Origin of the sequence: Roseburia porci (genome assembly GCF_009695765.1) — a bacterium.
Lineage (GTDB): Bacteria > Bacillota > Clostridia > Lachnospirales > Lachnospiraceae > Roseburia > Roseburia porci.
Map to the genome: position 1 here is coordinate 70,260 of NZ_VUNI01000002.1, position 22,084 is coordinate 92,343.

The window sequence follows — 22,084 nt, forward strand, 5'->3', positions numbered from 1 at the left end:
ACAGACTTTCCCGACCTCGTTTTGAAAGGAAATATATGGAAACAGTAAAATTTGAAGAACTCGATCTTTATCCACAGATTTTAAGAGCAATCAAGGAAATGGGTTTTGAAGAGGCAACTCCGATCCAGAGCCAGGCAATTCCTGCAGTGATCAGTGGAGCGGATGTACTCGGACAGGCACAGACAGGAACCGGTAAGACCGCTTCTTTTGGAATTCCGCTTCTTATGAAAGTAGATCCAAATAATAAGAAAACACAGGCGATCGTATTATCACCGACCAGAGAGCTTGCAATCCAGGTAGCTGAGGAAATCCGCAAATTTTCCAAATATATGCATGGAGTCAAGGTTTTGTGCGTATACGGCGGACAGGATATCGGAAGACAGATCAAAGCCTTAAAGGGTGGAGCACAGATCATTATCGGAACACCAGGACGTGTGATGGATCATCTGAGAAGAAGAACGATCCGTTGCGATGAAGTCAACACGATCGTGCTTGATGAAGCAGATGAAATGTTAAATATGGGATTCCGAGAGGACATCGAGACCATTCTTGAATACATTCCGGAAGAGGGAAGACAGACGGTTCTTTTCTCTGCAACAATGCCGAAGCCGATCCTTGATATCACAAGAAAATACCAGAAGGATGCGGTGCGGATCAAGATCACGAAAAAGGAACTTACTGTTCCGAATATCGAGCAGTATTATTATGATGTCAGACGACATGACAAGCTGGACGTTTTAACACGTCTTCTCGATTATTATTCACCGAAGCTTTCTCTGGTATTCTGTAATACCAAACGTATGGTAGATGAACTTGCATCAGAGCTTCAGGCACGTGGATATATGGCAGAAGGACTTCACGGAGACATGAAGCAGCAGCAGCGTGACCGCGTGATGCGCAATTTCCGTAATGGAAAGACAGAGATCCTGATTGCAACCGACGTGGCTGCGAGAGGAATCGACGTAGATGATGTAGAAGCCGTATTCAATTATGACCTTCCACAGGATGATGAATATTATGTACATCGTATCGGAAGAACCGGTCGTGCGGGCCGTACGGGACGTGCCTTTAACTTCGTAAAAGGAAAAGAAGTATACAAACTCAAAGATATCATGAGATACTGTAAGACCAAGATCAAAGCACAGCCGATCCCGTCTTCGGATGATGTTGCACAGATCAAGGCAGAAAAGATCATGGAAGAGATCGGTGAGATCATTGAGGCAGGCGGACTGCGTGACATGATCGACATCATCGAGCAGCAGGTCAATAATTCGGATTACACTGCCATGGATATTGCCGCTGCATTTTTAAAACAGGCCATCGGAGGCGTGGAATTATCGAAAAATGACGGAGATTATGAGACCGCAGACTTTGGAGATACCGGAGCTGAGGAAGGCATGGTACGTCTTTTCATCAATATCGGTAAGAACCAGAAGATCCGTCCTGGAGACATTCTTGGAGCGGTTGCCGGAGAGGCCAAGATTCCTGGCAAAATGGTTGGCGCGATCGACATGTACGACAACTATACATTCGTCGAAGTTCCGGATGAATACGCAAAAGTGGTTCTGCGTGCAATGAAAAATGCAAAGATCAAAGGAAAATCCATCAATGTGGAGCCTGCAAACCGTAAGTAAATTATAAATCTTAAAAAAGTCTTAATGAGTTACCTGATTGGAAATTCATAAAAAAACCGCTACAATGTATTTATGATGAATTCATAAAAATACAGGCAGCGGTTTTTTACTGCAAAAAAGCCTGTAAAACCTCCGGAGGAAAGTTATGTATAATATTTTAGTTTGCGATGATGAAAGGGATATCGTGTCTGCGCTTGACATTTACCTGACAAGTGACGGATACCGTGTTTTTAAAGCATATAACGGAAAGGAAGCCCTGGAATATATCCGTACGGAAAATATCCATCTGGTGCTCATGGATATCATGATGCCTGAGATGGATGGAATCCAGACCATGGTAAAGATTCGGGAATTATCGAATGTTCCGGTGATTCTTCTGACTGCAAAGAGTGAAGATACCGACAAAGTGCTCGGACTTATGGTTGGAGCGGATGATTACATTACCAAACCGTTTAACCCGGTAGAGATGCAGGCGAGAGTGAAATCACAGCTCAGACGCTACATGCAGCTTGGAAGCGGGAATGACACGGGAAGTAAGCTTGTGATCGGCGGAATCGAACTGGATGACAAATCCAAGGAAGTCACGCTGGATGGAGAAAAGGTCAACCTTACAAGAACCGAGTATGATATTTTAAAGCTCTTAATGGAACATCCGGGGCAGGTATACTCTCCGAATGAAATCTATGAAAAAGTCTGGAAGGATAACCCTTATGGCACAGAAAACACGGTTGCTGTACATATCCGTCATCTTCGCGAAAAAGTAGAGTATAACCCTGCGGAACCGAGATACTTAAAGGTTGTCTGGGGCCGTGGTTATAAGATGGAGGGAGAAAACCATGATTAAACTGACCCATAAACCATGGGCAAAATTCATTGCTGTTATCGTCTGCATTCTGAGCGGGATTGTAATGATTGCGAGCCTGGCTGGAATCGTAACATATTATGCGGCCATAGACAGATCCACATCCGGAGCAGACAGTTTTACATCCGGGTCAAGAGAAGAAATGACAGATATGGTATATGCTAATCTGTCGGGCAATTATGCGGCATATATGCTGGAGAGTCTTTCGAATGATAATTATGATGCACTGGACGGAGGCAATCTGCTGTATTCGGTCGTAAAAGTTCCGGCCGGCGATACGGATGCATCAAAAGGAGAACAGGTTTACAGCAATAACAACTATGATGTAAACCCGGACAATTATGATTATGTATTCAGTGGACCATCAACAGAAGCACACAATGTGCAGTATTATTATTCAACGCGGTCATTGTGTGAAGCGATGTTCTATCATGCGGATACTTATGAGACAGATACGTCCTATGTTTCCATGATTCTGGATGGCTATGTATTTGACTATGAAGCTGGAAAAATGTATGCAAAATGCGGAGATACCTACGTGCTGCTGCACAGCATTCAGGTGGATACGCAGGAGAGTTATGTTGAATATGTGTGGGATGACAACAAACAGGCTTATTATTCCACTTATAATGATGAAAAACTGGATGCGTCTGCATATGATACATGGATCGGGGTCAGCATGGAAGACAGCGAATATGTTGAGCCAGGACATCAGAGTACTTCGACGAATCACGAACTTCTTTTTGCAAAATCCTCAGATATTCAGGGTGAGATCTGGGAGCTCAGTGCGGATAAATATGTACTGGATGGAGATGTGTTAGAATATGAGGAACAACCGACAGTACAGCCGATGTATTATGTATACATGAAGGTAAAAGATGTGCCACAGGCAGGACTTACCATGAATAATGGACTTACCGATTATTATACACAGGCGTCTGATGTGATCAATAGATTAAACTGGTTCTGGAATCATATGGTCGTTTTCCAGATTGTATCGTTGCTTCTCTTTGTGGCATCGCTTGTCTTTCTGAGTTTTGGAGCCGGACACCGCAGTACGGATGAAGACATCCATCTGCGTGGGATTGACCGTTTCCCGTATGAGATCTACACCGTTCTTGTGGCACTTGGAATCGGAGGCGGCATAACAGGAAATATTGCGTTATTCATGACCGCGCTTGGCCGTATGGATCAGACACTGTTTGTTATTCTGGAATTTGAGATTGCTGTTCTCTGGATGGCACTGTTTCTTGCCTTTTATTTAAGCACGGCAGTCCGTCTGAAAAACCATTGTTTCTGGCGTTATACACTGATTCATTACATCTTTCTGCCGGTGCGAAAGCTTTTACACTGGCTTGGCGTTTCCGTAAAAAAGATCCGACAGGCAGCGAAGGAAAATGTGTCACTTGTATGGAAAATGGAACTGATTCTGCTTGGCATATATCTGGTGGGAATCTTTTTCATTGTTGTGACCGGCTATGCTCCGGGTGTAGAGATCGTTTTGTTTACGCTGTTTATGATCGTATCTGCGGTGGTTACTCTCTGGGCAGCACTTCAGATGAACCGCCTGAAGGAAGGTGGAAAACGTATCGCCCAGGGTGATTACAGCCAGCCGATTGATACGGATAACATGTTCTGGGAATTCAAAAAACATGCAGAAAATATCAATGAAGTCGGAAATGGAATCTCTCTTGCAGTCGATGCAAGGATGAAGAGCGAGCATTTTAAAACGGAACTGATTACAAACGTCTCCCATGACATCAAAACTCCGCTGACTTCGATCATCAATTATGCGGATCTGATCAAAAAAGAGCAGTTTGATGATCCGAAGCTTGATGAATATATCGATGTACTCGACCGCCAGTCTGCGAGATTAAAGAAGCTGATCGAGGATCTGATGGAGGCATCCAAGGCATCCACAGGAAACCTTCCGGTGCATCTGGAGAAATTCGATGCGAGTGTCATGCTGACGCAGGTCGTTGGCGAGTTTGAGGAACGTACGCAGGCGAATCATCTGGACCTGATCGTTTCCGGACCGGAAAAGCCGGTGTATATCCTGGCAGACGGACGCCATCTCTGGAGAGTATTTGACAATCTGATGAGCAATATCTGCAAATATGCGCAGCCTGGAACCCGCGTATACATTAATCTCGAGCAGGTAAAACAGGATGTTGTCATCACATTCCGCAATATTTCCAGATATCAGCTCAACATTACAAGCGAAGAGCTGATGGAGCGTTTTGTAAGAGGCGACAGCTCAAGAAATACCGAAGGAAACGGTCTTGGACTTTCCATCGCGCAAAGTCTGACAACGCTCATGAACGGAACCATGCGTCTCGAGGTCGACGGCGATCTGTTTAAAGTCATTCTGACCTTTGCACAGCTTATGGATGAGTAGTCTGGTGCTTCAGACGGAACTGCTTCGGTGTGGTGTCGTAACGTTTTTTAAAAGAGCGGATCAGATGGCTGCAATCCGCAAAACCTGTTTCTGTTGCGATAAAGCTCAGATCATAATCCGTAAATAAAAGCAGGTTTTCCACCTTGTTCAGCCGCACAAATTCAATGTATTGTTTACAGCTCTGACCATAGTGTTTATGGAAGAGCCGGGCAAAGTAGGAGTAGCTCATATGATAGGTATGGGCTAACTCCTCGACATTGATATTTTCCTGCGAATGTTCATCAATATAGACAAGTACGTCCTGAATCGTCAGTTCCTCAGACTCTGAAATCTTCTCAGGACCAAACTGAATTCCTTCGTTATGCCAGATACGGAGGATTTTTACAATCAGCATGGAGAACATCGAATAGACATATGCGTTGTATCCATATCTTTTTTCCTGCACTTCTTTTAGAATTTCCATAAAAAATGAATCAAAATCAAGCTCGGGAATATCATTTCCATGAAAAAGAACCGGAGGAAGCTCCATATTTGCAATTTTATGAAAAGCAAAATTCAGGTTTGGAAGGTAACTTCCATTCAACTGGATCTTGTTTAAGTTGAATTTGCAGCAGATATAACGGTAAGGTTCTGTGGTATCCGCATAGATGGAGTGGATGGACTGGGGTGGAAACAGAATAAAGGAGCCGGTGGGAAGTTCATAGGTCCCATCATTGCAGCTTACCGTCGCAGATCCCTCCTGCATGTAGATGATTTCCAGGAAATAATGCCAGTGTGATTCAATAGGCTGTTCATAATAGCCGGTGCCACAGAAAAATGCTTCGATCGGTGAGCGGAGCATATCGCTGTATTCAAATAATTTTTCCATAAAAACCCCCTGATTAGAATAGAAACGTTCAATTTTTGTATAATCGAATTATATCATACCCGTTATAGAATTGATACAATATCGAAAATGTTTGAGACAGAGGGGGATAAACAGAATGAAACAGACAAAAACGCAGCAATTCCCTAAGACAAAGCTTGCATGGCTATGGGAAAATATGCAGGGAACGAGGGGCATCTACATTGTTGGAATGCTTGGCACGATTGTATACAATGTACTGCAGCTGACCGTTCCATATTATTCAGGAAAGATCGTGGATATTTTCCTGACGGGGGAAAACGCCCGGGAGAATATGAGAACGAATAGCGATTTGTTCTATAAATTGCTGATCGCGATGGTGGGATTCACATTTCTTCGGACCATTATCGTATATCTCGATTGTATGATCTATGAACATGTATCACAGACCGTTCTCTATCGCGTTCGAAATTATCTGTATAATAAGATTGAGCGTCAGGATATGACCTTTTACAGCACGTACCGCACAGGTGATCTGATGACGCGGGTGACGGGGGATCTTGATGCAGTGCGGCATATGGTGGCATGGGTCATCCGAATGGTGATCGAATCCTTTTCCCTGTTTGGCGCGGCTGCGATCTTCTTTTTGTACATTAACTGGAAGATGGCATTGTGTCTGCTTGTGATCTCGCCATTTGTTTTCTGGATTATTTACCTGTTTAAGAATAAGGTTGCACCGATGCATGCGCTGCTCCGTGAAAAGCTGGCACAGATGAATACCTATGCGCAGGAGAATATTTCCGGAAACCGTGTGGTAAAGGCATTTGCAAGAGAAGATTATGAGATTCAGAAGTTTGATAAAGCCAATAAGGATTATGCAGAGACCAATAAAGCAACGGGAATGGTATGGCTGAAATTTTATCCATACGTGGAAAGTATCGCGAATCTGATGCCGGTTGTTATGCTGGCAGTCGGCGGCGTTTTTCTGATCAGGGGACAGCTGACAATGGGTGAATATGTTGCATTTTCCGGCCTGATCTGGGCAATTGCGAACCCGATGCGTCAGATGGGCAATATTATGAATGAATTTCAGAGATTTTCAGCTGCATCCCAGAAAGTCATGGAGATCTATTATTCCGAGCCAAAGATCAAAGATGCGAAAGATGCAGTCGCTCATCCAGAGCGTTTTGAAGGGAAGATCGAGTTTGAGGATGTTTCTTTTCAGTATGAAGATGGAGATCTTCCAGTACTTCATGATATTAATTTTACCGTGGAACCGAATGAGATCGTTGCGATCATGGGCGAGACCGGGTGCGGCAAGACTTCACTGATCCACCTGATTCCGAGATTTTATGAGCCGACCAAAGGTCAGATACGCATCGACGGAATCCCAATCGGGAAGCTGAAGCTTGCCGATCTGCGTAAAAATATCGGTCTTGCGACACAGGATGTACTTCTTTATTCGGATACGATCGAGGGTAACATTGCCTACGGAGACAGCACGATCAATCTGGACGAGGTCATGAAATTTGCAAAATATTCCGCAGCTTCTGATTTTATCAGTAAGATGCCGGAGGGATACGATACGATCGTCGGTGAACGCGGCGTCGGACTTTCCGGAGGACAGAAACAGCGAATTTCACTCGCGCGTGCGCTGGCGGTAAAACCTTCCATTCTGATCCTCGATGATACGACATCGGCAGTTGATATGGAGACCGAAAAACAGATCCAGCAGTCGTTACGGGAGCTTGATTTCCCGTGCACAAAGATCATTATCGCACAGAGGATCTCAACGACAAAGGCTGCAGATAAGATACTCGTGCTTCAGGATGGATATATCCGTGAAGCCGGTACACATGAAGAACTGCTCGCCAAAAAAGGATATTATTATGAACTGGTCAAATTGCAGACCGGCGCAGAAGAGTTGTAAGGGGGTGGGAATATGGCAAAGAATACGTATAAACAGGATGAAGCGTTAGAAGAACCGTTTGACATCAAACATCTGCTCCGGGCTTCTTCCTATATCAAAAAATACATGAAGCGCATGATACTTGCGATTGTTCTGAGTGGAATCGGTGGTGCGTTTGGATATATCGCACCAATGATCATCCAGAGGGCACTTGATATTGCGATTCCGGATAAAAATATGCAGTTATTATTTACGCTTGTCGGCGTGCTGATCGGCATTTATGTGGTCAGCGTCGTGTTCACCACGATCCGGAGCCGGATCATGGTTGACGTCAGTCAGAATATTATTTACGATATACGAAAAGACCTGTTTGAGCATTTGCAGGAACTTCCATTCCAGTATTATGATGACAGACCACACGGCAAAATTCTGATCCGTGTTGTCAATTATGTGAATTCGGTTTCGGATATGCTTTCCAACGGACTGATCAATATTGTTCTGGAATGCTTCAACCTGTTATTTATCGTGATTTTCATGTTCATGGTAGATGTTCAGATGGCGCTCGTCGTATTGTGCGGAGTTCCGGTTCTGGCAGTTTTCATGTTCTGGATCAAGAATAAGCAGAGAAAAGCATGGCAGGCGGTATCCAATAAGAACTCCAACCTCAATGCATATCTTCAGGAGAATATTGTAGGGGCAAGGATCACACAGATTTTTGCAAGAGAAGACGAAAATGCAGAGATATTCGATGAGCTTTCCAAAGACTGCAGACGCACATGGAATACAGCGGTACGTTACTCAAACCTTGTCTGGCCTGGAATTGATTCCATTTCGGTCTGTGTCCGGGCGGCAATCTTCCTGTTTGGACTTGTGATCTTTGGACAGGGCAATAAATCCCTTGGTACGATTGTGGCTATCTCAAGCTATGCTTCCTACTTCTGGCAGCCGATCATGAACCTGGGCAATATTTTTAACAACTTTATCAACAATATTGCTTATCTGGAGCGAATCTTTGAGACGATCGATGAGCCGGTAACTGTAAAGGATGCCGAAGATGCGGTTCCAATGCCAAAGATTCGCGGAAAAGTGACCTTTGATCATGTACAATTTGCGTATGATGATACCAAGACCATTTTAAAAGACGTTTCCTTCACGGTAAATCCGGGTGAAAGCGTAGCGCTTGTCGGCCCGACCGGAGCCGGAAAAAGCACGATTGTAAACCTGATCTCCAGATTTTACAATGTAAATGGAGGACGCGTGCTGATCGACGATCAGGATATCTCCAGGGTTACGATCCATTCCCTTCGTTCCCAGATGGGAATCATGATGCAGGACAGCTTTATTTTTTCCGGAACGATCGAGGATAATATCCGTTATGGAAAACTGGATGCAACAAGGGAAGAGATCGTAAAAGCAAGTAAGATCGTCTGTGCGGATGAATTTATTACAAAGATGAAAGACGGATACGATACCGAGGTGCGCGAGCGAGGTTCCATGTTAAGCCAGGGACAAAAACAGCTGATCTCGTTTGCGAGAACGCTTCTTTCTGACCCGGCTGTTCTGATCCTGGATGAGGCAACATCCAGCATTGATGTTCAGACAGAAAAAGCACTGCAGACAGGTCTGAATGCAATGCTTGAAGGAAGGACATCCTTTATTATTGCACACCGGCTTTCTACGATCCGAAACTGCGATAAGATCATGTATATTGATGCGGGCGGAATCATGGAAACAGGAACGCATGAAGAACTCATGGCAAAGAAAGGTTATTATTACAGATTATATACGGCTCAGTTGGATGACATCCAGACAGCGGGCTGAAATTTGGAGGTAAGGTATGGCAGCAAAGCAGACAATTCTTTTATTTCATGTATCAACAGAAAAGGAACAGAAGATCCGGGAAATGTGCAAAACACTTGGAATCGAAGTACAGACTGTGGATAAAAAGGATTATGCGAAAAAGCTTGGATACCTTGCCGGAATCGCAGGATTCAAAAAGGAGAATGCCATTTATCAGGGAACTGAGCTTCCTGCTGAAATGCTGGTATTCTCCGGAATGGATTCCGATCAGGTGGATGTTTTCTTAAAAACATATCGGGAGTCTCATCTTGCCCCGATCGGATGCAAGGCAATCCTGACTCCTGATAATGTATTCTGGACTGCAGATCAGCTTTTCCGCGAGCTTCTGCAGGAGCATATGTTTTTTACAAAAAGGTAGGCGGGTTGTTTACGATCGTTTTTACAAAGAGGTCAGAGGCTTATTTGCCGTAGTTTACGGAGATGTCACCTGTGCCGTTGTCAACCGTAAATGTATTGGAGGAATCTCCTTTGGATTCATAGTGATCCTTATGAGAGTCGCCGTTTACGGTAACTTCACCGACACCGGTATCAAGTGTCATGTCATAGGAAGCAAGATCCTGTGAGACAGATACACTTACATCGCCAACGCTGGTATCAATTTCCATATTATCAAATGTGCAGTCTCTGACATCGATATCTCCGGTTGAGGTGTCAATGCTGCAATCGCCAAGTGCGCTGTTTTCCAGGTCGAGATCACCGACTGAGAAATCAAGCGTACTTTTTTGTGCCTGAATATTCTGAAACAAAACATCTCCGACACTTCCGTCTGCGGTGAGATTGCTTAAAACAGCGCTTTCAGGAACAGTAATTGTGATTGCGCAATGGGTGCTTCCCCAGAAGTTGTTGTGTTTGCTCTTTTGTGTTACGGTAAGTGTTCCATGACTTACTTCATATTTCGGAATCAGGACCGCACGGTTGGTGTCATAGCTGATCGAATAAGAATCTCCGGTGGTAATGGTAAGATCGGATACGCTGATGTCGAGTTTCATATTGTCAAAAGAATCCAGCGTTTCTGTGGTCTGATTCAGGCTTTCTGACTCGGTGTCATTATCTCCGAGTATATGGGAGATAAACGGCTGTTCCGAGAAAAAGTGTACACCCCATCCGATGACATGATAGCAGGTGCCAGCGATGATGCAGATAATGGTTATAATTGTAATAACTGTCAGATAAATATTTTTTTTCATAGCATTTCCCTTCTAAAATGATATTGCCAGTGGATCAATCATGTGCAATGCACATAGTGTTACAGGTACAGAGAATCCGGATAAAATCAGGATTCGTGATGATTGCCAAGAATGTTTTTTACAAGAGCATTGATAATTCCGGCAATTGGCCAGATGATCCAGGTAATATACCAGTCAAAGCTGAGAAAACTCCAGATCAGGTATAGGCATGTGACTGTAGGCCAGAAAACGCTCATAATTGCTGCAATCGTTTTATTTTCGTAATGTGTGGTTTCCTGCTGTGACGGAACAAAATTAGCGCCGACGGTTCCGTGCTGGTTCAGCTTGAGAAGATGGTCAAATCCTCCGTTTTTGGTGCAGGTGAGGACAATCATAAATACACCGATCGCAACAAAAATGACGACAAATGCACCGGAAAGATCTTCCAGAAAATCACTGGAAAAATTCAAACAGTCGATCACGGCAGAAGGTACTGCGCTTAAGATGCAGAGCATGATTCCGACGGTGAGTAAAAGTGAATGTGTGGTGCGATAGCTTTCTTTCTGCTCATGGATGTATTTGGAAGTTGCAAAATCCGTACAATAAGGTTCTGTTTTCAGATATTCCCATTTGCCAAGTGTAAACGAAGCTGCGATAAAAAGTCCGACTGCAGCTGCAATACATACGAACAGGAAAAGAATACTGAGAGCATCGGCAAATTCCGAGTGGAATGCGGTGTTATCTTCCAGAGCACTGGTAAAAATCGTGCCAACCGGAGAAATAATGCATAAAAGTACGGCAAGTGCCATCTGATATGCACGCTGTGCATTTTTCTTCAGATACTCCGAAGCTTCGTTCATTGGAAATACTTTGGCGGTCGGAGTCGGATTGCCCGGATTCATATAACTCCGGATTCCAAGACTTTCTGCAAGTTCATCCAGATTGCCAAATTCAGAGATTACAATACCGATGGCTTCATTATCGGATTTTCCTTCTTTTTTTAATTCTGTGTACTTATCTTCCATCATCTGTGCCAGCTCATATTTGGCTTTCTGCACTTCCGGAGTGTTCGGTAATCTGGAAAACATGGATTCCAGATAATTTCTAATTGTTTCCATAGAGTGTTTCCCCCTTTTTAATAAACTTTTCAATAACTTCCTGTGTCAGATTCCACTCATCACATTTGAGTTTATAGTAGGAGCGGCCGGCATCGGTAATGCGGTAATAGGTCCGCCGTTTCCCGTTGGACTGGTCGCTGTCGGAAAAGGACTCGATGTATCCGTTCTTCTCCATTCTGGTAAATGCGGAGTAGAGTGTTGTTTCTTTTATTACATATTTTTCCTCGGATATCTGTCGGATCTGTTTGGAAATCTCGTAACCGTAGGACGGTTTTTCGCAGAGCAGACTTAAGATGATCGTGTCGTTGTATCCGCGGATGACATCACTGCTGATGTTGATCATTGCTTCACCTCCATCATACTTCATCCATCGTACTACGCGTATCGTACTACGTGTGCCGTACTATGTCTGTCGTAGTAAAAGTAACACGCAGGAAAATGAATGTCAACAGAAATACGGAATTTTGCAAAATCTTAAGGTTTTGGAAAGGTAACAAAAAGCCCCTTTCACTTGGACAGACCAGGGAAAAGGGGCGTATGATTCATTATTATTGTATGTGATTTCAATGATTTTCATATTATTCTTCGTCTTTACTTGGAAGATGATCTACGCATTTTTTAAAGTCGGATTTGCGGGCGGATTCTTCACCCGGAAGTGGTGTCGAACGTAATCCGGCGCTTTTGGAACATTCCTGACATGTGTCAGAGCCAGCACTTGCTTTGGTCCTTCCAAACCGGCATGTTTTTAACGTGTCACCGCTTGCCATAAAGATTCCTTCTGCGCTGGTGGATAAAGATATTGCTTCTGGTTTTTCGTATTTTTTCATAGGTATCACTCCTTAAATCATTCTGATGATCAATCCATAAATGTTTTTATTGACAAATTATATCACCGGAAGATAGAGGTGTAAATTTAATTGGGAAATGTATAAATGAAAATACAATCTGAAATGTTGGAGCTGGTTGGAAACGCAGAGGTGATTATGATACAATAAAAATAGTTTTTATAAATTGTATTGTTGACAGACATAGTGGACGAAGCCTTGGCATATGGAGGAATGTGAATGAAAAATCTATATTTATATCATGGTACTTCGGATAAAGTTGTCACTCCATTTTTCGGAGGAGGGGATGACAAGCATGATTATGGACGTGGATTTTATTTAACAGAAAATCTGGATTTGGCGAAAGAGTGGGCTGTATGTAAGCCAAATGAGTCAAATGGATGGGTGCATAAGTATGAACTGGATTATGATGGTTTAAAGATACTTGATTTTCAAGAAAAATCCATTTTGTCATGGCTTGCGGAACTTATGAAACATCGGGATGCTGCAAATTCAAAACGATATCGAATGCTGGCAGCTAAATTTATTGATAAATATGGAATAGACACCAGCGAATATGATGTAATAAAAGGATGGAGAGCAGATGCTTCGTATTTCTACATTGCAAAGGAATTTGTCCGGGATAATATCGATGTAGAAATTCTTGAACAGTTGCTTTCATTGGGAGGGCTGGGAATTCAGTATTGCATTAAGTCAGAACTGGCTTATACGCGGCTGCATGAGATAAATGAGGCATTAATTCCTGTTAATTATGAAGAATTCAACGATAAGTATAATCATCGAGATATTGAGGCAAGAAACAACATGAGAAAACTTGTTGAATCGGATGCAAATAAAGTAACAAATGTATTTAGCACACTTTTTGAGAGGTGATATTCATGAGAGCATATGCAGACGCATATTTAGACGATGTTGTGGAAAATCAGGGACAGTTATTTGACTTTGTAGCACAGACATATCCAGATAAAGATACAGAAGATTTTATAAACAAGTATATGTCCAGCAGAACAAGGCAATGTATCGATGAGTCTCAGGCATATGTGAATACAATGGATGCAAAAGAGTTATGGGAGTATTTTGTACGCACAGAACAATACAGGCTGAAACCAGGCAAAGCATTACAGGGCTTCATGCCAGACTGGATAGGCGAATTTTATGCATACTATCAGTGGTTTTATAATATTCCAAGCCGTGAAGTTTTGGAAAAGGTTCCGCTTTCTTTTCTGAAAAAGGCATATTATGGGCTTCATGATCTGGAACTTGATCTGGCTGTAAAAAAGGTTGGCGAAGCAGAATGAATGTGATTTGTTTTCATAATCCGGAAGAAGAAAATGGGTTTTTAAGTAATTGGTATCTTTCTGATTTCATGGCTGATGGGATGAAATTTTCATCCATGGAGCAGTTTATGATGTATAAAAAGGCTGTGTGCTTTCAGGACATGGAGATGGCGCAGCAGATTTTGTCGACAAATGATGTCGCAGTAATGAAAGAATGTGGCCGCCAGGTGACTGGATACAATGACAGCATTTGGAGTGGAATACGTCAGATTATTGTATATGAAGGGTTACTGGCAAAATTTTCGCAAAATGATAATCTATGCAAAAAATTGCTGGAAACGCAGGATGCCGTACTTGCAGAATGTGCAGTGAGAGACAGAATCTGGGGAATCGGTTTATCCATGACGGATCCGGCAAGACTGGATTTCACGAAATGGAAAGGACTGAATCTGCTTGGATATACACTAATGATGGTACGAAATAATATCAAATTAAGAGCATAATCTGGTGAAAATAGGAGGCACTTATGATAAGACATATTTTATTCTGGAATTATACGAAAAAAGTAAAAGACGAAGGAAAAGAAGCTGAAATGCTCCGTTTCCTGCAAGATTCCGTGGAGACAATGAACGGAAATATTGATGGATTGCTTCATGCAGAAATCGGACCGAACGTTGCTGGAGGTTATGATCTGGTGTTTTATGCTGAACTTCGCGATGAAGAGTCGCTCAAAGCATTCAGGGATCATCCACTTCATGTCGCACATCGTGAACGCTGCAGGGATATCGTGACAGACCGTCTGTGTGGCGATCTTGCGACAACGTTATAGAAGTTTGCAGGGCTCGGTATTGCGGGATTCTCCGTAATGTGGTGAAAAATCTCCCCTACCGCTAAAATAACAAGAAAACATCTCATAAATAACGCCAATTCTCCGTAGACAGGTCATTCTGCTCGATTACACCGCCAAATATGCAAAAATTGTCGGTGTGATCAAGGATTTTTTCCTGTTTACGGAGAATTGGCATTTTACTATGGTCTTTCGATTGTGCTTCTAATGAAAAGGCTTTTTTGCCTTGATCTTTGTAAATTCAATAATTTCTTTCTTATCTTCCTCAGAAATCTTATCAAAATAAAAGAGCAGTTCGCGCTCTAAATTGGTGTTGAACATATATTTTTTCTTGTTCGATGGTTCATTAAAAAATTCAAGAAATTCTGCAAGATCGGTGCTGGTCTGCGTTGGAGCAGGTGCATCATAGGACTCATCCCGGTCAATGTCAATTGTCAGATGCAGCAGATCGTCAATCGAAATATTATAAAGCCCGGCAAGTTTATAGAGTGCTTTAGCGTCCGGAGTCCGCTTCCCCGTCTCATAATGACTGTAGGTCTGTCTCACAACACCGAGTACTTCGGCAACATAATCCTGCGTGTAATTGTTGATTTTACGCAATTCTTTCAGCTTCTGTGGAAGCAATTTGCTCTTCATATAAAAATAACCCCCTTTCATTTAAGTATATTTTTATTGTCCTATTGGATGTTACAATACGTAGCAAATGCAACAACAAAAGTTAAAATGTTAATTGAAATAAGGCAAAAACAGTAACAGATTGTTACGCATATAAATGTAATATGTGTAATTTTGCATAAAAAATTAACATACGTATGTTACAGAAAATGGATTTTTATTGTTAAAAAGCAACAAACTGTAGCAAAAATAAAAATAAGATGTTAATATATGGTTGCATAATGACGATATAAAGGATACAAAACGTAGCAAATGGAATTGCAAATAAAATGCAACACCGAACATGGAGGGAAAATGTTAAAGATTTCATTAAAAGAAGGACAATATGTAAATATTGGTGATGACATTCGTGTTGTCTATGTAGGGGGATCCGGCAATCATGGAAGGCTTTTGATTGATGCACCCAGAGAGATAAGAATTGCTAGAAGCACGGTGGAGCAGAATCCGGAGCGTAAAAAAGATACCTATTATCCAGAACCTGAAATTTCCAGACAGGCGCAGAATGAGATCCGGCGGATCTTGTGGAACGAACGTCAGAAAGGGAAAAACTAACTTTCGGTAATAAACAGGGAGACACCCGGGAAGCTCTGTTTGTTATAAATAGACATCTCTCCGGAAAAGGATTTCCGGAGATCATTCATAATAACCCGCAATGCGGGACAAGGAGGATCATATTATGGTAGTACAACACAACATGCAGGCAATGAATGCGAACAGAATGTTAGGCGTAACAACAAGCGCACAGTCAAAATCAACGGAGAAGCTTTCTTCTGGATACAGAATCAACCGTGCAGCAGATGATGCAGCAGGTTTATCTATTTCCGAGAAAATGAGAAAACAGATCCGTGGTCTGTCACAGGCATCTGATAATGCACAGGATGGTATTTCTTGCGTACAGACAGCTGAAGGTGCCTTAACCGAAGTGCATTCTATGTTACAGCGTATGAATGAACTTGCAGTAAAAGCTGGAAACGGTACAATGTCTGAGGATGATCGTCAGAATGTGCAGGATGAAATTGATCAGCTTGTAACTGAAATTGATCGTGTTTCCGAAACAACAAAGTTTAATGAGACTTATCTGTTAAAGGGCGATAAAGGAAACGGAAATGGAAATGAGACAACAAAAGCTGGTGGTGCAGCGGCAACAACAGTTGATACAGTGGCCGGAGTTGCAGTTGCTGTAGATGCTACAAAAACAGCAAAATTTGCAGATGGAGATCATTATACAGCAAAGGTTGGAGTAAAAACTGATTCTACAAAGCTGACAATAGGAACAAATGCAGGTGACGAAACGAAAGCGGCAAATGTGAAATCAGTTACATGTACAGATGCTACAAATGGTGCAGAAAAGTATTCGCTTACCATGCAGGATGGAAGCGTAAAAACAGGAGTAGCAAAAGCTGATTTGGCTAATTATGGATTTGGTACAACTGTTACTTTAGGAAAGGATGAAACAGCTAATGTGACAAAGACATTAACTGATTTTACCAAGGAAGGAGAGGCAGCAGCAGTTGCAGATGTGACCTTAACAGGAGATTATACTGGAAGTACAGCAGTAGGTGAAACTACCGACATTTATGCAGCAGTTGCCAAAGATGGTACTGTAAAACTTACAGAGTCTGCAAAAGCGTTAACATTGAGTTTTCAGGTTGGAGCTGAGACAGACACAAAAAACAAAATTGATGTTCAGATGGAGAGTATGAGTGCTAAAAGCATTGGTGTTGATGGCGTTAAAGTAACGGGAACAACATCTGCTAACGCAGATTCCGCTGTAAACACAATTTCTGACGCAATCAAGAAGGTTTCCTCTCAGCGTTCCGCACTTGGTGCTGTTCAGAATCGTCTGGAGCACACAATCAGCAACTTAGACAATGTTGTTGAGAACACAACCTCTGCTGAATCTCGTATCCGTGATACTGATATGGCAGAAGAGATGGTAAACTACAGCAAGAACAACATTCTTGCACAGGCTGGTCAGTCTATGCTTGCACAGGCAAACCAGTCTACACAGGGAGTACTTTCTCTGTTACAGTAATCATACCAGAAATGAGGAAGCGAATCCCCCGGAGCAATTCCCGGGGGATTCTCCGTAATGTGGAGAAAAATCTCCTCTACACCTAAAATAACAAGAAAATATCTTACAAAAAGCGCCAATTCTCCGTAGACAGGTCATTCTGCTCGATTACACCGCCAAATATGCAAAAATTGTCGGTGCAATCATGGATTTTTTCAGGTTTACGGAGAATTGGCGTTTTACATAGAGGGATTTGGGAGTGGTTATGGGTGTAATCGGTATCTTATATGCGCATTACGGAGAAACAGAAGCAGAATACAGATAGAATGTAAAGGGCGTGTGAAAAAATGAAAGTTTTTCACACGCCCTTGGGACTATTTAAAATATGCGATTCAAATGGATTAGCCGAAGTATCTCTTTAATAATCCTTCGAAAGCTTTTCCATGTCTAGCCTCGTCACGGGCCATCTCATGAACAGTATCATGGATTGCATCAAGGTTTGCTGCTTTTGCACGTTTTGCAAGATCCGTTTTGCCTTCAGTTGCGCCGTGCTCTGCATCTACACGCATTTCCAGGTTTTTCTTTGTAGAATCGGTAACAACTTCACCGAGTAATTCTGCAAATTTTGCAGCATGCTCAGCTTCTTCATAAGCTGCCTTCTCATAGTACATTCCGATTTCCGGATAACCTTCGCGGTGGGCAACTCTTGCCATTGCAAGATACATACCTACTTCTGAGCATTCACCCTGGAAGTTTGCTCTCAGATCTTCGAGAATATCTTCGCTTACGCCTTTTGCAACACCAACAACGTGCTCAGCTGCCCATGTTCTGTCACCTTCCTGAAGTTTGAATTTGTCAGCTGGTGCTTTACATACAGGACAGAATTCTGGAGCTGCATCTCCTTCGTAAACGTAACCACATACAGTACATACAAATTTAGCCATAATAAAATCCTCCTTAAATGAATAAAAAATAATAAATTGGTTAGCTTGGTTATTGAGGGTTCTTCATGCATTCCGGACAGACGCCATAAAACTGTACGGAATGTCCCTCGATGCTTCCGGGGAAAACTTCGGAAGCTGCTTTATCCAGGTAATCCTGATTCTCAAGGTCAATATCCATGACACATCCGCATTTCCTGCATAAAAAGTGATAATGCTGAGCTGGATTACCGTCAAACCGATCCGGTCCCATACAGGTTGAGATCTTCTGGATCTCGCCGAGCTCGGTGAGCAGTGAAAGGTTGCGATAAACCGTGCCTAAACTGATATTGGGGAATTCGTTTTTCACATCCAGATACACAGTCTCAGCGGTTGGGTGATCGTATCGATTCGCGAGATTCGTCTTAATAACTTCCCTCTGCTTACTATACTTGATCATCTTGCCTCCTTTCTAAAACAATAACAATAATTGTTACTGATATTAATATAAAGCCTATGAGGAAAAATGTCAATAGAAAATGATAAAAAACTGATATTTTTTTTCAGGTGTTGCATATATATAGTAACAATACAGTGGAAAACAAGCGGGGACAAAATTGAAACGGTTTATTACCTATCTATATGACTATACAGGAGCGGTAAAAGGAAAAAATGCGGGATTTGTAAAAGTTGATATGCGTGGAAACCAGTGCAGACTGGAAATTCACGTGCGGGGGCTTGGACAGGTCACAGAGCAGGGAATCCTCTATTTTATTATAGAAGATTCCGGATTAAACGGAGTGAAGGTAGGAGAGATGGAGATTTTAAGAGGCCAGGGAGATTATGGAACAATTATAAAATGTAATCCGATCGGGGATAGTCCTTACCGGTTTGGACAGATCGCAGGCGTATGTGTGACGTATGGAGATCATCAGATGGCAGCTTCAAAATGGAAAGAAGATCCGAATCTGCAGTTCGCACTTCAGGATATTCATATCTGGGAGCCGCCACAGCTGGAACCGGAGGAAAATCTGCAAAAACAGGAAAAATTGCAGCCCAAAGCAGATGCGTCAGCAGCGCAGATCAAGAAGGAGACGTATTCAGAGCCAGTGGCTCAGCAGTCGGAGCAGTCTGCCCAACAATCAGCGCAATTGAGAACAGATGGTGCGCAAACTCAGATTAAGCAGGTCGAAACATCGAAGTCAGCAGTTCCGCGGTCAGCGTCATTGGAGACGAAGCAGTCAACAGCATCAGCAACACAGCAGTCAGCAGCATCAGCGGCGAAGCAGCCAACAGCATCAGCTGCACAGGAAACGGGCTGGGCGAAGACATGGAAACAGCTGCAAGCGCAGAATGAAAAACTTGAATTTCGCAAAGAACGGAATGGTGACTGGATCAAAATGGACATAAAGGCAATCCGGTCCCTTCCAAAGCGCAACTGGTATCTGGGCAATAACAGTTTTCTTGTACATGGTTTTTTCAATTATCACTATCTGATTCTTGGAAGAGAGATGGACGGGGACAAAGAGAGGTGGTATCTTGGAGTTCCGGGATTTTATCAGCAGCAGGAACGAGTGATGGCAACGATTTTTGGATTTCCGGAATTTTTCAACAGCCAGAATGGCGCAGAACCATTCGGCTATTGGATACATACCGTCGAAATGGAGTGAATGTTATTCACGGATCAGGCTGTACTGCGCATGATCGCGCCACTCGCCCTGAAGAAACAGATTAGAACGTGCGATGCCTTCCCGCATGAAACCATGGGATTCCAAAAGACGGATGGAAGGCTCATTGTCTGGAAGCACGAATGCCTGGATGCGATGCAGATTCAGTTCATCAAACATGACTTCAATGCCTTTTTCTAAGGCCTCGGAAGCATATCCATGATGCCAGAATGCGCTGGAGAATTTGTATCCAACCTCGCAGCTGGAATAATAGGAACCTGAAATATTATGAAAGCATACTGTCCCGATAATCAGATTCGGATTTTCCTTCAGATACACGTAAAAACGGATATTCTGAAGCCGGAATGCAAGGTTATATTCACATTTTAAAATCGTCCGCTGATGATCCACGGTATAGAACTGTGGAACACGGTCGGGCTCATATTTTTCAAAAAGTTCGCGGTCCCGAAGGTAGAAATTTAATACCTGAGAGGCCGCATCTGGTTTTAAGATCCGAAGCCGGAGCCGTCTGGTCTGATATTCAAAGAGCATGTTTGCCATCTTTCCTTCTTTATAATACAATATGTTTACATTATATCATTTTGGAAGGGAAAGTCTATGACACAGGATGAAAAATATATGAAGGAAGCCATCCGACAGGCAAAAAAGGCGTATGCCCTGGATGAAGTGCCAATTGGATGTGTGATTGTGCAGAACGGAAAAATTATCGCCCGCGGTTATAATAGAAGAAATACGGATAAAAATACGCTGGCGCATGCAGAACTTTCTGCGATCCGCAAAGCAAGCAAAAAGACAGGGGACTGGCGCCTGGAGGACTGTACGATGTATGTAACGCTTGAACCGTGTCAGATGTGTGCGGGTGCAATTGTCCAATGCCGTCTGAAACGTGTGGTGATCGCTTCGATGAATCCGAAGGCGGGCTGCGCGGGTTCGATTCTGAACCTTCTTCAGATGGCACAGTTTAATCATCAGGTTGAAATCGAGAAGGGTGTGCTGGATGAGGAGTGCTCTGCCATGCTTTCGGCTTTTTTTAAGGAGCTTAGAGAGAAGAAAAAACGAGCAAAGATGCAGCAACAGGAGTGATATAAAAAATGCACAAATACCACATGAAATCTTGACAATTCTGTAGGTTATAGCTTATACTTAAATCTCCGAGCAGCCGGGGTGGTAGCGGTACCTTGAACCAACAATCCGCTATAGTTGGGGTGATGTCTTGTAGAGGATTTTCGGCGGTAGAGCCGCCCTTCATAAGTGGCGTTGATGCCTGGGTCTCGCGCAACAGAACTCTGTGAACCGGGTCAGGATGGGAACATAGCAGCCCTAAGCGGAACCTTCTGTGTGCCGCGAGGGTGCCTGGGCTGAGTTAACTGTGGAGGTAACGTCTATTGTAGGGATTCGAAGCAGGACGCTCGGTTTTTATATTTTAGGTATCATCTGAATGAATTCAGAAGACAGGAGGAATTTATTATGAAAAAGTTTGGTATCAAAGAAGTAGTAGCAGCTGGTATCGGAACCGCTCTGTTCGTAGTTTTGACAGAAGTTCAGATTCCACTTGGATTTATTCCAAATACATCCCTGCAGGTAAGAGCAGCGCTTCTTACATTCCTTTCCGCAGTTTACGGACCGTTAGTAGGTGGAATCGTTGGTTTTGCAGGACATGCACTTGGTGATGCATTTTTCTATGGATCTGTATGGTGGAGCTGGGTATTCCCGGACGCTGTATTCGGTATCATTGTAGGTCTGTTTGCTAAGAAATTTGCAATCAAAGAAGGCGGATTTGAAGGCGGTAAGATCGCGTTATTCAACGGAGTACAGGTAATTGCAAACGCAATCGCATGGATCGTACTTGCACCGGTACTTGACATTGTAATGAATGCAGAACCAGCTAAAAAAGTATTCGTACAGGGTATTTTCGCATGGCTTGGCAATGTGATTATCATTGCAATTCTTGGAACACTTCTTGCTGTTGGATATACAAAGATTGGGGCAAAATCATCCAGTCTTGAGAAAGAAGATTAAGAAACAAA

24 protein-coding genes and 1 other RNA gene are annotated in these 22,084 nt (G+C 42.9%); 16 read left to right on the forward strand and 9 right to left on the reverse strand.

Annotated elements, in window-relative coordinates:
• The first annotated feature begins 35 nt into the window (after positions 1 to 35).
• The 3 genes from FYJ75_RS01715 to FYJ75_RS01725 all read left to right on the forward strand — a co-directional run bounded on the left by FYJ75_RS01715 (position 36) and on the right by FYJ75_RS01725 (position 4,894).
• Positions 36 to 1,634 (forward strand): DEAD/DEAH box helicase, encoded by a 1,599-nt coding sequence (locus FYJ75_RS01715; protein ID WP_154428206.1) that lies wholly within the window; start codon positions 36 to 38, stop codon positions 1,632 to 1,634.
• A 145-nt stretch (positions 1,635 to 1,779) separates the two neighbouring features.
• The gene (locus FYJ75_RS01720; protein ID WP_154428208.1) at positions 1,780 to 2,478 is read left to right on the forward strand and encodes a response regulator transcription factor; all 699 of its coding nucleotides are present in this window, start codon (positions 1,780 to 1,782) and stop codon (positions 2,476 to 2,478) included.
• Positions 2,471 to 4,894 carry a HAMP domain-containing sensor histidine kinase gene (locus FYJ75_RS01725; protein WP_154428210.1) on the forward strand — a complete coding sequence of 808 codons (2,424 nt, stop codon included), beginning with the start codon at positions 2,471 to 2,473 and terminating at the stop codon, positions 4,892 to 4,894. The genes FYJ75_RS01720 and FYJ75_RS01725 overlap by 8 nt, the downstream gene beginning before the upstream one ends.
• On the opposite strand, the gene FYJ75_RS01730 is transcribed toward FYJ75_RS01725, so the two are convergent.
• Entirely contained in the window at positions 4,881 to 5,762 is an 882-nt protein-coding gene (locus FYJ75_RS01730) for an AraC family transcriptional regulator (protein WP_154428212.1), read from the reverse strand. The genes FYJ75_RS01725 and FYJ75_RS01730 overlap by 14 nt on opposite strands.
• A gap of 115 nt (positions 5,763 to 5,877) precedes the next feature.
• Between FYJ75_RS01730 and FYJ75_RS01735 the strand changes: the two genes are divergently transcribed.
• Genes FYJ75_RS01735 through FYJ75_RS01745 form a run of 3 tightly spaced genes read left to right on the forward strand, consistent with a single transcriptional unit; the run spans position 5,878 to position 9,865 of the window.
• A complete protein-coding gene (locus FYJ75_RS01735; protein ID WP_154428214.1) occupies positions 5,878 to 7,668 on the forward strand; it encodes an ABC transporter ATP-binding protein in 1,791 nt (596 codons plus the stop codon).
• Between the two features lie 12 nt (positions 7,669 to 7,680).
• Positions 7,681 to 9,468, forward strand: coding sequence for an ABC transporter ATP-binding protein (locus FYJ75_RS01740; RefSeq protein WP_154428216.1), 1,788 nt, complete (start codon positions 7,681 to 7,683; stop codon positions 9,466 to 9,468).
• A 16-nt stretch (positions 9,469 to 9,484) separates the two neighbouring features.
• Entirely contained in the window at positions 9,485 to 9,865 is a 381-nt protein-coding gene (locus FYJ75_RS01745) for a DUF3783 domain-containing protein (RefSeq protein WP_154428218.1), read from the forward strand.
• A gap of 40 nt (positions 9,866 to 9,905) precedes the next feature.
• On the opposite strand, the gene FYJ75_RS01750 is transcribed toward FYJ75_RS01745, so the two are convergent.
• The 4 genes from FYJ75_RS01750 to FYJ75_RS01765 all read right to left on the reverse strand — a co-directional run bounded on the left by FYJ75_RS01750 (position 9,906) and on the right by FYJ75_RS01765 (position 12,618).
• Complete coding sequence (locus tag FYJ75_RS01750; RefSeq protein ID WP_154428220.1) at positions 9,906 to 10,694, reverse strand: DUF4097 family beta strand repeat-containing protein; 789 nt, start codon at positions 10,692 to 10,694, stop codon at positions 9,906 to 9,908.
• Positions 10,695 to 10,780: 86 nt separating this feature from the next.
• On the reverse strand, positions 10,781 to 11,791 hold the full coding sequence (locus tag FYJ75_RS01755; protein WP_154428222.1) for a permease prefix domain 1-containing protein: 1,011 nt from the start codon (positions 11,789 to 11,791) through the stop codon (positions 10,781 to 10,783).
• The gene (locus FYJ75_RS01760) at positions 11,778 to 12,134 is read right to left on the reverse strand and encodes a PadR family transcriptional regulator (RefSeq protein ID WP_154428224.1); all 357 of its coding nucleotides are present in this window, start codon (positions 12,132 to 12,134) and stop codon (positions 11,778 to 11,780) included. The genes FYJ75_RS01755 and FYJ75_RS01760 overlap by 14 nt, the downstream gene beginning before the upstream one ends.
• A gap of 235 nt (positions 12,135 to 12,369) precedes the next feature.
• Complete coding sequence (locus FYJ75_RS01765) at positions 12,370 to 12,618, reverse strand: hypothetical protein (protein ID WP_154428226.1); 249 nt, start codon at positions 12,616 to 12,618, stop codon at positions 12,370 to 12,372.
• 237 nt (positions 12,619 to 12,855) lie between these two features.
• Here FYJ75_RS01765 and FYJ75_RS01770 point away from each other — a divergent pair, with 237 nt between their 5' ends.
• Genes FYJ75_RS01770 through FYJ75_RS01785 form a run of 4 tightly spaced genes read left to right on the forward strand, consistent with a single transcriptional unit; the run spans position 12,856 to position 14,742 of the window.
• Positions 12,856 to 13,509, forward strand: coding sequence for a DUF3990 domain-containing protein (locus tag FYJ75_RS01770; protein ID WP_154428228.1), 654 nt, complete (start codon positions 12,856 to 12,858; stop codon positions 13,507 to 13,509).
• A gap of 5 nt (positions 13,510 to 13,514) precedes the next feature.
• Positions 13,515 to 13,934, forward strand: a complete 420-nt coding sequence (locus tag FYJ75_RS01775) for a hypothetical protein (RefSeq protein ID WP_154428230.1) — start codon at positions 13,515 to 13,517, stop codon at positions 13,932 to 13,934.
• Positions 13,931 to 14,416, forward strand: a complete 486-nt coding sequence (locus FYJ75_RS01780) for an NADAR family protein (protein WP_154428232.1) — start codon at positions 13,931 to 13,933, stop codon at positions 14,414 to 14,416. Before FYJ75_RS01775 ends, FYJ75_RS01780 begins: the two co-directional genes overlap by 4 nt.
• A 23-nt stretch (positions 14,417 to 14,439) precedes the next feature.
• On the forward strand, positions 14,440 to 14,742 hold the full coding sequence (locus FYJ75_RS01785) for a Dabb family protein (protein WP_154428234.1): 303 nt from the start codon (positions 14,440 to 14,442) through the stop codon (positions 14,740 to 14,742).
• Between the two features lie 222 nt (positions 14,743 to 14,964).
• On the opposite strand, the gene FYJ75_RS01790 is transcribed toward FYJ75_RS01785, so the two are convergent.
• Complete coding sequence (locus FYJ75_RS01790; protein WP_154428236.1) at positions 14,965 to 15,396, reverse strand: helix-turn-helix transcriptional regulator; 432 nt, start codon at positions 15,394 to 15,396, stop codon at positions 14,965 to 14,967.
• 333 nt (positions 15,397 to 15,729) lie between these two features.
• Here FYJ75_RS01790 and FYJ75_RS01795 point away from each other — a divergent pair, with 333 nt between their 5' ends.
• Together FYJ75_RS01795 and FYJ75_RS01800 are read left to right on the forward strand one after the other, a co-directional pair.
• Positions 15,730 to 15,987, forward strand: coding sequence for a carbon storage regulator (locus FYJ75_RS01795; RefSeq protein ID WP_154428238.1), 258 nt, complete (start codon positions 15,730 to 15,732; stop codon positions 15,985 to 15,987).
• Positions 15,988 to 16,111: 124 nt separating this feature from the next.
• Entirely contained in the window at positions 16,112 to 17,470 is a 1,359-nt protein-coding gene (locus FYJ75_RS01800) for a flagellin N-terminal helical domain-containing protein (protein WP_154428240.1), read from the forward strand.
• A gap of 380 nt (positions 17,471 to 17,850) precedes the next feature.
• Here FYJ75_RS01800 and FYJ75_RS01805 read toward each other — a convergent pair whose 3' ends face one another.
• Together FYJ75_RS01805 and FYJ75_RS01810 are read right to left on the reverse strand one after the other, a co-directional pair.
• Positions 17,851 to 18,393 (reverse strand): NADH peroxidase, encoded by a 543-nt coding sequence (locus FYJ75_RS01805; protein WP_154428242.1) that lies wholly within the window; start codon positions 18,391 to 18,393, stop codon positions 17,851 to 17,853.
• A gap of 49 nt (positions 18,394 to 18,442) precedes the next feature.
• The gene (locus FYJ75_RS01810) at positions 18,443 to 18,829 is read right to left on the reverse strand and encodes a Fur family transcriptional regulator (protein ID WP_154428244.1); all 387 of its coding nucleotides are present in this window, start codon (positions 18,827 to 18,829) and stop codon (positions 18,443 to 18,445) included.
• Positions 18,830 to 18,986: 157 nt separating this feature from the next.
• Between FYJ75_RS01810 and FYJ75_RS01815 the strand changes: the two genes are divergently transcribed.
• Positions 18,987 to 20,039, forward strand: coding sequence for a DUF6128 domain-containing protein (locus tag FYJ75_RS01815; protein WP_154428246.1), 1,053 nt, complete (start codon positions 18,987 to 18,989; stop codon positions 20,037 to 20,039).
• A gap of 3 nt (positions 20,040 to 20,042) precedes the next feature.
• Here the strand turns inward: FYJ75_RS01815 and FYJ75_RS01820 are convergent, their stop codons facing one another.
• Positions 20,043 to 20,597, reverse strand: a complete 555-nt coding sequence (locus FYJ75_RS01820; RefSeq protein ID WP_235906979.1) for a GNAT family N-acetyltransferase — start codon at positions 20,595 to 20,597, stop codon at positions 20,043 to 20,045.
• Between the two features lie 57 nt (positions 20,598 to 20,654).
• Here FYJ75_RS01820 and tadA point away from each other — a divergent pair, with 57 nt between their 5' ends.
• The 3 genes from tadA (at position 20,655) to FYJ75_RS01835 (ending at position 22,076) form a co-directional block, all read left to right on the forward strand.
• Positions 20,655 to 21,140: a tRNA adenosine(34) deaminase TadA gene (gene tadA / locus FYJ75_RS01825; protein WP_154428248.1), complete on the forward strand. Its 486-nt coding sequence runs from the start codon at positions 20,655 to 20,657 to the stop codon at positions 21,138 to 21,140.
• Positions 21,141 to 21,208: 68 nt separating this feature from the next.
• Positions 21,209 to 21,470: signal recognition particle sRNA large type (ffs, locus tag FYJ75_RS01830), an RNA gene on the forward strand.
• Positions 21,471 to 21,524: 54 nt separating this feature from the next.
• Positions 21,525 to 22,076, forward strand: coding sequence for an ECF-type riboflavin transporter substrate-binding protein (locus FYJ75_RS01835; RefSeq protein WP_154428250.1), 552 nt, complete (start codon positions 21,525 to 21,527; stop codon positions 22,074 to 22,076).
• Positions 22,077 to 22,084: the final 8 nt, after the last annotated feature.